We start from the raw sequence: 12,033 nt of genomic DNA, 5'->3' as shown, positions 1-12,033 counted from the left end.
CCCCCGACGGGGGCGCGCGGGATCAGCAGTTGGCGTGCGTGGAGCGGCCCGCGAAGCGGTCCGCCAGCCAGTTCCCGGCCGCCAGGGAGTGCGTGATCACGCCGCTGACGTGCTCACCGACCCAGACGGTGTCGAATTCGAGGTTCGCGCCCCGCGCGCACCAGTCGGCGCGCAGCCGGCGGCCCACCCCGTACGGGATCAGCTCGTCGGCGAGCGCGTGGTACTGGTACACCGGCGCGGCCGGCGCGGTCCGCCCGAGCCTGCTCTGGTTCAGCCGGGCCCGCCAGTCCGGCTGGGCCAGCGGGTCGCGCGTGGTCAGGTCGGAGATCCGCTTGAAGGAGCCGGCGATCGCGTCGATCGCCACGCAGTGGTCCTTCATCCCGGCGACCAGCAGCCGGCCCGCCGGGTTGAGGTAGGAGTCCAGCTTCAGCTCGGGGAAGGCCGCGTCCTGTCCGGCGGCCGCCATGAAGATCAGCCCGGCGCCGTAGGAACCGTTGTTGAAGTCGGCCACCTCCAGCAGGTCGCCGGGGACCCCGCCGGTCGCCGTGCCCTTCACCTGGAGCTCCGGGGCGTACGAGCCCTGCAGCTCGGCGGCCCAGCTGCTGGCCTGGCCGCCCTGGGAGTAGCCCATGATGCCGACCGGGCCGTCCGCCGACAGACCCGTCCCGGGCAGCCGCTGGGCGGCGCGCGCCGCGTCGAGGACGGCGTGCCCGGCGGAGGGGCCGACCGTGTAGGTGTGGACGCCCGGCGTGCCGAGGCCCTCGTAGTCGGTGACGACCACGGCCCAGCCGCGGAGGGTGAGCTGCTGGATGAGGTTGGCTTCCATGGCGGTGCCGTGGGGGAGGTTGTTGCTCGGCGCACAGGAGTCGCCGAGGCCGACCGTGCCGACGGCGTACGTGATCAGGGGGCGCGGGCCGGTGCGGCCGTCCTGCGGGACGATGACGGTGCCGGAGACGATGTTCGGGGCGCCGTCGGCGGTGGTCGAGCGGTAGTGGATCTTCCAGGCCTTGGTGTGGGTGGGCTGGCCGGGCAGCGGATGGAAGGCGGACGGGGCGCTGCCGACGATGTCGCCGGGGGCGCCGGGGGCGCCGGTGGCGGAGGCGGTGGCGGCGCCGGCGGTGGGGATCGCGGCCGGGACGGCCGAGACGGCCAGGGCGGTCACGGCGGCGAGGGCGGTGCTGCGGAAACGCATGGGGGGCTCCCAGAGGCTCGTTCCGTGCGGGGATCGGTGAGGTGAAGGTAGTGACCGACCGGTAGGAAGGTCGCTGACCGCGCAGCTCACCTTTCCTGGCCCGGAAACGCACAGGGCCGAGGCCGCCCCGGGAACACCGTGAGGGGTGTTCCCGGGGCGGCCTCGGCCGTTCCCCGCCTGGGGTGCCGTATCAGGCGGCGCGCGCCCCGCGGATGGCGTGCGGCGTCCGCCCGGCGGACTCGGGCCCGCTGCGGGCGGGCCTCATGGGGATGAGGGTGTCGGTGGAGGGGGTCGAGGGGGTGACGGGGGAGGCGCCGATGGCGCTGGGGGCCACTCGTATCGCGCCCACAGCGATGGCGGCCCTGAGGAGAGTGAGGCGGTGGATGGTGGTCATGGGGTTCTCCTTCACGCTGTGGGGAGCGGGGCCCGGCCGGCCGGGATGCGGAGGCCGAGCCTCGTGCCTCCATTGGGCCCCGGTGGCAGCGACCCCGTCACGCCACTCGATCTCGGGACTTGACAGCGGGCCGGGGCCGGGCTGAGAGGCCCGCTGACCCACCTTCCCAGCGTTTGCTAACGTCAATATCGATCGGTTCTTGACGGCATGCTCGGGGGGAGACATCGTGAACGCTGGGCCCGGTATGGGAAGTTCGGCAGGGGCAGGCGGCGCCGCGGCAGATCTCACGGTGGACGGCGGCAAACTCAAAACGCTTGCCGCCGATCTCGACACGATGCAGGAAGTGCTGAAGAAGCAGCTCCTGCGGATGGACGAGATCGTCGACCGCATCGAAGCGCGATGGCGCGGGCCGGCCTCGGAGGTGTACCGGGCCAGGCACCGTGCGGCGGCGGAGGACGCCGTGCACATCAGGGACACCATGAAGCTGCTGGCCAGGGCGGTCCGCCTCAGCAAGGACGGATTCACGGCGCAGGAGCTCGAAACGCTGGACGCGTTCCGGCGGGTCCGGTCCGCCGCGGACGTCCAGGCGGAGACCGACGCCCTGTCCACGCCGAACACGGTGCCCGCGCCGCCGCCCGCGCCGCGCAGCCGCATCGCCGACCTGTGACCGGATCGAACGAGGGGGATTCATGCCGTCCGGCGACGACCACATAACAGCGGACTTCGCGACGCTCCAGGGCATGGCCGGGGATCTCGAGGAGATCCTCAAGACGCTCAACGAGCAGCTGGAACTGCTCTACGGGCGCGTCGAGAAGGTCGTCCTGACCTGGGACGGCGAGGCCCGCCAGACCTTCGTCGACCAGCTCGACAAATGGGACCGGTCCGCACAGGACCTGGAGGCCACCCAGGCCTGGCTGCACGACATCGTCGTGAACGGCCACGTCACCTACGCCGCCGCGCACCGGGCCGTGCTGCGCGGCTGGGGGGCCGCCTGATGGCCGGCACGCCCCCGCCCTCCCCGGCGGCGAACGGTGGATTCGACGTCCAGCCGGTGCACGTCCACCACGCGGCCGACCTGGTGAAGGAAGCCCAGTTCGCGCACGCCGAACGGGCGTTCGTCCTCGTGGACGTCCTGAACAAGTACAACCAGTCCGCCGGCGCCGGCCGGGGCGCGGACGCGTTCGCGGACGCCTACCAGGAAGTGACCGCGAAGTTCCTCGAAGCGTGGGGCCGCAGCGTGGTCAGCGCCGGCGGAGCCGCCGTCGGCCTGAACCACACCGCCAACAGCTACGTCCTGGCGGACTGGGAGGCGAGCGGCCGCAAGGGCGCGCAGCCGGCCCGGCAGCCGGAGCCGGTGGTCATCAACAAGCCTCCGCGCTACGGACCCGTCAACCCCGTCAAGTGGACGGGCACCGGCGAGGACGTCGACTCGTGGTGGATCTCCGGCGTCATCGGCGAGTTCCCGGACTTCCTCGCGGACGTCATCCGGCCCGCCATCGAGGACGGCCTCCGCCTCGGCAAGGTCCACGAGATCACCCCGGGCATCAAGGACGACGAGGTCCGGGACATGGCCAAGGCGTGGAAGAAGCTCGGCTCGGAGGCCGTGAAGGCCTCGGACGAATTCAACACCGCCATCGCCGGGATCACCGACCCGAAGGACAAGGGCGAGTGGCAGGCCGCCATGCGGACCTTCGGCCAGACGATCTGGGGCACCACGGCGTGGGGCCGGCAGATGGACGCGCAGGGGGCCCGAAGCCAGACGGGCCGCCAGTGGCGGACCACCAAGGACCAGCCGCCGTCCGGGCGGCGCCCCATCGTCGACGTCCTGAAGGAGACGGCGGAGAAGGTCGCCGAGATCCTGGAACACGTCTCCGACATCGGTGAGAAGACCAGGAAGTTCACCAGCCAGGCCGGCATCAACGCGGCCAAGGCCACGGCCTCGGACCTCACCGACCTGAGCCTGATGAACCTGACCAGGCTCGCCGTCGGCATGGTCGTCGGCCGGATCGTGCTCCTGTTCCGCAGCCACATGGACAAGGAGGGATGCGACGCGGTCGTCGAGACCTACCACAAGGAGTTCACCGAGGCGGCGGGCAAGCTCAAGGCCCTCGTCCACGAGCTCGACTTCTCGATCAAGAGCGCCCCGACCTACCAGGCGGAGATCGCCCGCGCCCACAGCTTCGGCGGCCGCGCGCTCAACGAGTTCAAGAAGGAACACAGCTGGCAGCTCGCCGGGGAGAGCCAGATCCCGTACATGTACTCGCTGGACCTGGCGACGAACGAGGGGCTGAACGGCGCCCACACCATCGACAAGCACGTCGGCAAGACGGACGAACAGCTCTTGCAGCGGATCAAGGACGAGCAGCGCGCGAACGGAAAGTACGACATCCTCACCTCCTCGTCCTTCCCGGATCTGGAGTCGGCGCAGAAATACACTCAGTACAACGTCCGACAGAACACTTCGGTGATCCAGGACTGGCTCAAGAACCCACCGCCCGCGAAGGACCTGCACATCGGCGTCCCCTCGGTCCCGCTTGAGGGCCCGCTCAACGGGTCTGCCTCGACCGGTCGGACCGTCGTGGCGGACAAGGACACCGGCACGATCGCGCCCGCCCGGGACACCCTCGGCGTGACGTCTCACCTCAAGTACGACCCGAACCTGAATCCGCCGTTCGTCGTCTATACCTCGGCGCCTGAGTAGTGGAACGGATGATGGAACCCCTGACCTCGGAAACCTGGGCGGATGTGATCATGTCCCGCTTCCCGGGCGACACGCGCTTCCATTCGAACCTCGGCTGGAAGGGCGACCACCCGGACTCCTACGAACAGCCCGTGACCGGGATGGACCCGTTCAGCCGGTTCGGCTGGGACGCCGGGCTCATCGCCGTGAACGACGCCGAGGTCGGCGTGTTCTGGGCCTTCGAACCCATCTGACGACAGGAAACTGATGCGGCAAGATCTGAATGCGGAAGCATGGGCCGACGCGCTCAAGCTGTACACGTGGGTCTGCACGTTCGTCGGCGTCGCTCCGCGCGAGCACGACGAGTGGTGGCTCGACGTCGGGGCGGTCATGCGTCTGGAAACACGGGACCCGCGGGGCTGGGAATCCATCGACCCCTACGAGGGCGAGGACGAGCGTCTGGACGATCCGCTGTTCCCGTGGCTGGAGACGCCCTCCACACCTGTGGATGCGGAACGCTACCGGGGGCGGGTGGACGAAATCCCGCGGTCCTCGGTGCGGTCGCTGATCATCCTGCTCGGAGCCGGAACGAGCCGCCTGGACCTCTCCACGTCACCGGGCTGGGAGGAACGCAAGCCGGAGACGGAACGCCGGGCCGATGCGATCCTGTCCCGCTTCCCCGACGGCACCCGCTTCTACACCAACCTCGGCTGGAAGAGCGACCACCCGGACTTCTGCGAACAGCCCTTCCGGACCCATGACCCCTTCAGCCAGTACGACTGGGACGCCGGACTGATCGCCGTGAACGACGACGAAGTCGCCGTGTTCTGGAACTTCCTGTCCACCTGACCACACCGCCGAACCGGGAAGACCACGTGCTCACCAGATCCGCCACATACCCCGACCGGGAAACCGCCCAGTGGGCCGCCCAGCAGGTCGTCACCCGCAACGAGCAGGCCATCCACCGCTGGCTCGCCCAGGGCACCCGCCCCCGGCTCACCATCGAGGCCGCCTGGCCCTCGCGCGAGGAGCCGGTCGGCCGCGTCCTGATCCAGGCCATGGCGTTCGCCGGGCGCGGGGCCGTGGACGTGCGGGCCGCGCGGGTCGTACTGCGGCGCGAGCCGACGAGCCCCCTCGGCTTCGTCGTGCACGGCAACTTCCCGATCTACCTGTAGAGGCACAGGCCCATGTCGATGAAGCCCCTGGAGTTCGACCGCCACTACGGCGAGCTCGACCAGGTGATCAGCGCGTACGCCGGCCTCACCGCCGACGACACCCCCGACCGGCCCGGCCAGGCCCTCACCGCCTACCTGCGCCACACCTGGCACACCCGCCCCTGGGCCCTGGCGGTCGCCGAGCAGCAGCTGCGCACCTACGCCCGGAACCCGCCCGGCCGGCTGCGGCTGCGCCTCGGAGAGTTCTACCCGGTCCCGGACATCGGGCTGCCCGAGGCCGAGATCCAGCAGTGGCTGCTGGTGCTCGCCGACCACATCAGGCAGAGCATCGAGGAAGGCCGGGTCCCGCCCCCGGCGGCGCTGCCCGAGACGCACTGGGAGTGGCACGCCCGCTTCCCGGAACTCGGCCAGTTCCTCGGCGGCTGGTTCTCGCAGGACATGCCCGCGGAGTTCGAAGACCACGAAACAGCCGTCGGCGACTACGCGGACTCGGCCGACCCGACCCTGGTGGCGCGCCTCGTGAGTGAGGTGCGCGAACTGCTCGCCCTCGGCCTGGAGGAGATCGACTACGCGGTCGGCATCGCCGAGCTGGGCATGGAGGTCGACCTGCCGGCCCCCTACGCGCCGAGCGCCTGGCTGGCCGTCGTGGCCGATCAGCTGGCCCGGTTCCGCCCCGAGTACGGCCAGAGGCGGCCCGATCCGGACTCGTCGAACCCATAGACGCCGATGGTCACTGTGCCTTCCTCCCGCATGGGTTCACTGGTCGACGTGCTCGGCCGCGGCCTTCGGGAGCGCGAGCATCACGAGTCCCGCCACGAGGTAGAGCACCGCGGTGACGACGAGGACGATGCTGAGCGCGTGAGCGTAGTCGGCCGGTCCTGGCGCATCAGTCGTCGATCCGGTGACGGCGGCGAAGAAGACCGTTCCGAGAACGGCGATGCCGATGGATCCGCCGATCTGGTTGACGGTGGAGAGGACGCCGCCCGCCGCGCCCGCATTGCGTCCGGGGATACCGGCGAGCACGACGTTGACGAGAATGGGTGCGGCGAGGCCGAGTCCGAGGCCGCCGATGAACAGGCCGAGCGCGAGGAGCCAGAATCCGGGGTCGCTGCCGTCCCTGATGACGGCCAAGAGCACGAGCTGAGATGCCGCGATGGTGAGCGAGCCGGTGATCAGCAGGGCTCTGCCCGCCTTGGCGGCGAGAGCGACGCCGAGTCCTGAGGTGACGATCGAGCCGAGGGCATAGGGCAGGATCACCAAGCCGGTCTCCCACGCGGTCCGGCCGGTGCCGAGCTGGAGGTAGACCGACAGGGTGAGGAAGAACGATCCGATACCGCCAAAGAAGAGCACGGATGCGCTCAGGCCGATGGCGAAAGCGCGGATTCTGAGCAGGGCCGGGTCGAAGACGGGTTCGCCCCCACGGCCGGCGAGGCTGCGCTCGTATGCGAGGAAGATCGCGAGCAGGATGATTCCGGCCGCCAGGAGGGCGTAGCTGCCCGCGGTCCATCCCCATGTCCCGGTCTGGATGATCGGCAGCAGGAGGAGCAGGATGCCCGAGGCCGCCAGTAGGGCACCCGCGAGGTCCAGCCTCGCGGTAGAGGCGGAACGGGACTCCGGCAAGACCCTCGCCCCGACGACGAGGGCGAGGATCGAGATGGGGACGTTGATCCAGAAGATGGTGCGCCACCCCAGATCGAACAGGTCGGCCTCGACGAGGAATCCGCCCAGCAGTGGGCCTGCGACCGAGGCGAGCCCCTGGACGGCCCCGTAGGCGCCGAACGCCTTGGCGCGCTCGGCCGGGGCGAACGATGCTCGGATTACGCCGAACACCTGCGGGACCATGATCCCCGCGGTCAGTCCTTGCGCGGCGCGCATGCCGATGAGCATTCCCGGAGTGACGGCGAGCGCGCAGAGCGCGGAGGTGACCATGAAGCCGACCAGCCCGATCATGAACAGGCGCTTGCGGCCGAACTGGTCACCGAGCCGTCCGCCAGTGATCAGTCCCGCGCCCATGGCGAGGGTGTAGGCGGCGATCGTCCATTGGATCTGAGCGTCGCCGGCTCCCATGTCACGGGCAATCGCAGGGGCCGCGACGGTGACGATCGTCGCGTCGACGAGGTCCATGAAGGAGCTGAACAGCACGACCAGGAGCGCCACGTTCGCGCCTGCGCCGGAGATGGGTGCTGGGGGAGCGTCGGGGGCACGTGTGCCCTCTCGGGATGTCTGTGGAGCGGTCATGCCGGCCAGCGTCACAGTTATAGTTGCCATCGAATGACCGCTTTCCCGGGGGGCGGGATCATGGCTGTGACCTCCGCGCGGACGCTCAGGCTGCTGTCGATCCTCGGTATCGGCGCCACCCTGACCGCCGAGGAGCTCGCCGAAAGGCTCGGAGTCTCCCTTCGGACCGTGCGACGCGACATCGACACGCTCAGAGATCTCGGGTACGAGATCGAGGCCGTGCGCGGGGTGGGCGGAGGCTACCGGCTCGGCCGCGCCACCCGCTTGCCGCCGGTCGTCTTCGACGAGGACCAAGCAGTCGCCGCGGCCGTCGCGCTCCAGACCGTCCCCACGATCCTCTCCGGCATCCGCGAGAACTCGGCACGCGCCCTCGCCACGCTGCAGCAAGCGATGCCCGCCCGCAGCCGCATCCGCACCGAGTCGTTCAGCGTCTCCGCAGCGCGCAACTACTGGGAATTCCCCGCAGCACCCATCGATGCCGAGATCATCCGCGTCATCGGCGGCGCGATCAACCGACAGCACGTCGTTTGCGTGGACTACACCGGCGAGGACGAACCGGCGACGCTCACGCTGGAACCGCACGACCTCGTCGTGTGGGCGGCACGGTGGTACCTCGTCGCGTTCGAACCGGACGCGGACCGATGGCGCGCGATGCGCATCGACCGCCTCGAACCACGCATGCCCACGGGGAGAACCTTCGACCGCCGCGACGTCCCGCACGGCGATCCGGTCGCATTCGTCATGAGCACGCCCGACCGCGGCGACACCCTGGCGGAATGGCCATGTTGCGGGTCGGCGCTCGTCGCACTACCCGCGCCCATTGTCGCCCGGTTCGCCCCCGGCGGGTCGACGGTCGAGCACGACACCGACTCCAGCTGCCGACTCACGCTCGGTGCGTGGTCATGGGCAGGGCTGGCAGGACTGCTCCTGACTTTCGACGCTGACGTCACAGACATCGAACCGGCAGAGCTCAGGCGGGCGCTGCGCTCCCTGCGCACCCGCATCGACGAAGGACTCAGGTGAGCTACGTGAGTTCACGGGGATGCGTCGAGGCTGGGGACTGTTACACGCGTAGGTGACAACACCACGGGTCAAACGACAAGGTCAGTGCGCGCACGGAAGTAGATCTGACGGACGAGCAGTGGGCGGTACTGGAAGCGCTGTTGCCGAGGGGGAAGAAGGCGGGACGGCCGCCGACCTGGAGTCGGCGGCAGCTGATCGACGGCATACGATTCCGCACTCCCTACCCGCCCGACGCGATCCGGTAGGCCCCCGGGGTCGTGCCCGTCCAGCGGCGGAAGGCCCGGTGGAAGGCCGTGTCCTCCGAGAAGCCCAGCCGGGCCGCCAGCTCCGCGATCGGCTCCCCGCTCTCCGCAAGCCCCGCGATCGCCGCGTCCCGCCGCACGTGGTCCTTCAGCTGCTGGAAGGAGGTCCCCTCCTGCTGGAGCCGGCGCCGCAGCGTCGCCGGGGACACCGCGAGCCGCGCCGCCACCTCGCCGAGCGCGGGCAGCCGCGGCGACGCGCGCAGCCGCTGCGTCAGGGTCCGGCGTACCTGCTCGGCGACCGTGGTCCCGTACTCCGGGCGCGACAGCAGGTCGAAGGGGGCACGCCGGAGCATCGCGTCGAGGGCGGCCTCGTCCCGTACGAGCGGCGCCGTCAGCCAGTGCGCGTCGAAGGCGGCGCCCGTACGGTCCGCCCCGAAGCGGACCGGGCAGTCGAAGAGGATCTCGTACTCCTCCTCGTGCGGCGGCGGGGGATAGGCGAAGGCGGTGTACGCGAGCGGGATGCGGCGCCCCACCAGCCAGCTGCTCAGCCGGTGCCAGATCGCGAGCACGCACTCGGTGAGGAAGCGGTCCTCGTCGCGGGCGAAGTCGTTGCGCACGGTGAACCGGGCCTCGCCGTCCACCACTTCGAGCGTGAGCTCCGGCCCGCCGGGGAACAGCCCGTAGAAGGCGGCCGCCCGCTCCGTCGCCGCGCCCAGGTCACGGCAGCCGAGCGAGGCGTGACACATCATCGCGAAGGTGCCGGGACGGCTGGGGACCGGGCTCAGCGCGAGGAACTCGTCCTGCGTGGTCCGGTACAGCGCCCGGAACAGCCGGGCGAACTGCGCGGGCGTGATCCGCGCCCGGTCGTCGCCCAGCAGCAGTGGTGGGATCTGCGCCTCCTGGAGCAGCGGCACGGTGTCGATGCCGCTGCCGCGCGCCCCCGCGAGCAGGGCGCGCACATGGTGCACGGTGATCGTCCGCCTCCCCATGCCTTCGACGGTAGCCCGCCGTGGCGCGGGGCGATACGGACGTGCGCGGACCGGTGAGCGCTCGGGTCAGCAGGGGTGACGCTTCCGGTCATGCCGCGGCGGCCGTGCGGCTGCCTAGCGTCGGGGGTCACCAATTTCCCGGGAGGGCATGCGATGGACGGTCGGCCGAGCACGCTGGCGGTGTTCACCCAGTGGACCGGGGAGCGGTACGGGCCGGAGCCGGCCCTGCGGTTCCGCTCGCCCGACGGCGGGTGGCAGACCCGTACGTACGGGGAACTGGGCGCGGAGGTACGGGCCGTCGGGTGCGCGCTGCTCGGCCTGGGCGTGGCGGCCGGGGAACGGGTCGCCGTACTGGCGGAGACCCGGCCGCAGTGGACGTACACGCACTTCGGGGTGCTGGCGGCGGGCGCGGTCCTCGTACCGGTCTACCCGACGGCGGGCGAGGAGGAGCTCGCCTGGGTCCTGTCGGACTCGGAGGCGGTGGCCGTGGTCTGCGACGACGGGAGGCAGGCGGAACGCGTCGAGGCGCTCCGGGCGAAACTGCCCGCGCTGCGGTCGGTGGTGCTGATGGACGAACTGCCCGCGCTGGAGGGGAGTCCGGAGGCGGACCTGGCCCGCCGGGCGGCGGCGGTGACCCCCGCCGCGGACGCGGCGATCGTCTACACCTCGGGCACGACGGGCCTGCCCAAGGGCTGCCGCCTCACCCACGGGAACCTGGGCGCCATCCAGGACGCCACCGTCCCCCTGATCAAGGGCGGGCCCGGGGACTCGACGTACCTGTACCTGCCCCTCGCGCACATGCTGGCTCAGCTGATCCAGTACACGACCCTGCTGGAGGGCGGGGAGCTGTGCTACTTCGGCGGCAGGATCGAGGACGTGCTCGCGGAGATCGCGGAGGTCGCACCGACCCATCTCCCCTCCGTCCCGCGGCTGTTCGAGAAGCTGCACTCGGTGGTGCTCTCGCTGGCCGAGTCCCGGGAGGGCGGCCGCGCACGCTTCGAGGAGGCGGTGCGGCTGGGCGTACTCGCGGCGGACGGCCGGCTGCAGGAGGAACGGCGGGCGGAGTACGAGGCCGCGGAGAAGTCCCTCTACTCCCTGGTCCGGGGTGCCTTCGGCGGCCGGCTGAAGTGGGCGCTCACCGGCGGCGCCCCCATCGCCCCGGCGACCCTGGACTTCCTGCGGGCCTGCGGGATCACCCTGTTCGAGGGGTACGGGATGACGGAGTCGGGCGGAGTCATCTCCCTCAACCACCCGGAGGCGGTGCGCCACGGAACGGTCGGCCGGCCGATCGCGGGCTGCGAGGTGCGGATCGCGGAGGACGGGGAGGTGCTGGCGCGCGGGGCGATGGTGTTCCCGGGCTACCACGCGAACGAGGCCGCGACGGCGCAGGCGCTGGACGGGGAGGGCTGGCTGCACACCGGCGACCTGGGGGAACTGGACGCCGACGGCTACCTGCGCATCACGGGCCGCAAGAAGGAGCTGATCATCACCTCCGCCGGGAAGAACCTCACCCCGACGGAGGTCGAGTTCGCCGTCCAGCGCTCGCGCTACGTCTCCCGCGCGGTCCTCATCGGCGACCGCCGCCCCTACCCGGTCGCCCTGATCACCCTCGACGCGGACGAGATCACGGCCTGGGCGGCACGCGAGGGCCTCGACCCGGGCCCGGCCCCGTCCACGCACCCGGCGGTCCACGCCCTGATCGAAGCGGCGGTGACCGAAGCCAACGCCACGCTCTCCCGCCCGGCCCGCATCCGCGCCTTCCACATCCTCCCGGAGGACTTCACGACAGCCACGGGCACCCTCACCCCGACCCTGAAACTCCGCCGCGCGGCGGTGGCGGAGCGGTACGCGGAGGTGATCGCGGGCTTGTACGGGGGGTGAGGTGGGCTGCGGTCGGTGCGGTCGGTGCGGTCGGTGCGGTCGGCTGCGGTCGGTGCGGCGGGGGCTTCGGGGGCGGAAGCCAGTGGGGCGGGATCAGAGGGGGTTCGGGGGTTTCCCGTCGGTCTCATCGTCTTCCGTGGCGGGCCGGTCCCTCAAGGGCGCTCCTTCGTCGCGTCGCTGCGCGATGGCCTGCGGCCACCCTTGACCGACCGTCCCGCC

General features: G+C 71.0%; 14 protein-coding genes. 10 read left to right on the top strand and 4 right to left on the bottom strand.

Features of this window, described 5'->3' with window-relative positions; genetic code table 11:
• Positions 1-22 precede the first annotated feature (22 nt).
• Entirely contained in the window at positions 23-1,192 is a 1,170-nt protein-coding gene (locus RIU97_RS17125; RefSeq protein ID WP_404957673.1) for a lipase family protein, read from the bottom strand.
• Between the two features lie 190 nt (positions 1,193-1,382).
• Positions 1,383-1,586 carry a hypothetical protein gene (locus RIU97_RS17120; RefSeq protein WP_404957671.1) on the bottom strand — a complete coding sequence of 68 codons (204 nt, stop codon included), beginning with the start codon at positions 1,584-1,586 and terminating at the stop codon, positions 1,383-1,385.
• Positions 1,587-1,830: 244 nt separating this feature from the next.
• On the opposite strand from RIU97_RS17120, the gene RIU97_RS17115 reads away from it, so the two are divergent.
• The 7 genes from RIU97_RS17115 to RIU97_RS17085 are packed head-to-tail and all read left to right on the top strand — an operon-like array spanning position 1,831 to position 6,161.
• Positions 1,831-2,253, top strand: coding sequence for a WXG100 family type VII secretion target (locus RIU97_RS17115; protein ID WP_404957669.1), 423 nt, complete (start codon positions 1,831-1,833; stop codon positions 2,251-2,253).
• Positions 2,254-2,275: 22 nt separating this feature from the next.
• The gene (locus tag RIU97_RS17110) at positions 2,276-2,581 is read left to right on the top strand and encodes a WXG100 family type VII secretion target (RefSeq protein ID WP_404957667.1); all 306 of its coding nucleotides are present in this window, start codon (positions 2,276-2,278) and stop codon (positions 2,579-2,581) included.
• Positions 2,581-4,287, top strand: a complete 1,707-nt coding sequence (locus tag RIU97_RS17105) for an RNase A-like domain-containing protein (protein ID WP_404957665.1) — start codon at positions 2,581-2,583, stop codon at positions 4,285-4,287. Before RIU97_RS17110 ends, RIU97_RS17105 begins: the two co-directional genes overlap by 1 nt.
• A gap of 8 nt (positions 4,288-4,295) precedes the next feature.
• Positions 4,296-4,520, top strand: coding sequence for a hypothetical protein (locus RIU97_RS17100; RefSeq protein WP_404957663.1), 225 nt, complete (start codon positions 4,296-4,298; stop codon positions 4,518-4,520).
• 13 nt (positions 4,521-4,533) lie between these two features.
• A complete protein-coding gene (locus RIU97_RS17095; protein ID WP_404957661.1) occupies positions 4,534-5,115 on the top strand; it encodes a hypothetical protein in 582 nt (193 codons plus the stop codon).
• Positions 5,116-5,141: 26 nt separating this feature from the next.
• Positions 5,142-5,441 (top strand): RNase A-like domain-containing protein, encoded by a 300-nt coding sequence (locus RIU97_RS17090; RefSeq protein ID WP_404957659.1) that lies wholly within the window; start codon positions 5,142-5,144, stop codon positions 5,439-5,441.
• Between the two features lie 12 nt (positions 5,442-5,453).
• Positions 5,454-6,161 (top strand): contact-dependent growth inhibition system immunity protein, encoded by a 708-nt coding sequence (locus RIU97_RS17085; protein ID WP_404957657.1) that lies wholly within the window; start codon positions 5,454-5,456, stop codon positions 6,159-6,161.
• Between the two features lie 36 nt (positions 6,162-6,197).
• Here the strand turns inward: RIU97_RS17085 and RIU97_RS17080 are convergent, their stop codons facing one another.
• On the bottom strand, positions 6,198-7,598 hold the full coding sequence (locus RIU97_RS17080; protein WP_404957655.1) for an MFS transporter: 1,401 nt from the start codon (positions 7,596-7,598) through the stop codon (positions 6,198-6,200).
• Positions 7,599-7,739: 141 nt separating this feature from the next.
• Between RIU97_RS17080 and RIU97_RS17075 the strand changes: the two genes are divergently transcribed.
• Both RIU97_RS17075 and RIU97_RS17070 read left to right on the top strand, forming a co-directional pair.
• On the top strand, positions 7,740-8,702 hold the full coding sequence (locus RIU97_RS17075; RefSeq protein ID WP_404957653.1) for a helix-turn-helix transcriptional regulator: 963 nt from the start codon (positions 7,740-7,742) through the stop codon (positions 8,700-8,702).
• A gap of 104 nt (positions 8,703-8,806) precedes the next feature.
• Entirely contained in the window at positions 8,807-8,947 is a 141-nt protein-coding gene (locus RIU97_RS17070) for a transposase (protein WP_404962865.1), read from the top strand.
• Here the strand turns inward: RIU97_RS17070 and RIU97_RS17065 are convergent.
• On the bottom strand, positions 8,923-9,933 hold the full coding sequence (locus RIU97_RS17065) for an AraC family transcriptional regulator (RefSeq protein ID WP_404957651.1): 1,011 nt from the start codon (positions 9,931-9,933) through the stop codon (positions 8,923-8,925). The two genes, RIU97_RS17070 and RIU97_RS17065, sit on opposite strands and share 25 nt — an antisense overlap.
• A 153-nt stretch (positions 9,934-10,086) precedes the next feature.
• On the opposite strand from RIU97_RS17065, the gene RIU97_RS17060 reads away from it, so the two are divergent.
• A complete protein-coding gene (locus tag RIU97_RS17060; protein WP_404957649.1) occupies positions 10,087-11,814 on the top strand; it encodes an AMP-dependent synthetase/ligase in 1,728 nt (575 codons plus the stop codon).
• Positions 11,815-12,033 lie beyond the last annotated feature (219 nt).

The organism is Streptomyces sp. 147326 (genome assembly GCF_045000215.1).
Taxonomy (GTDB): Bacteria; Actinomycetota; Actinomycetes; order Streptomycetales; family Streptomycetaceae; genus Streptomyces.
Note: the sequence above shows the minus strand (reverse complement) of the source record. Positions and strands in the feature narration are given on the sequence as shown.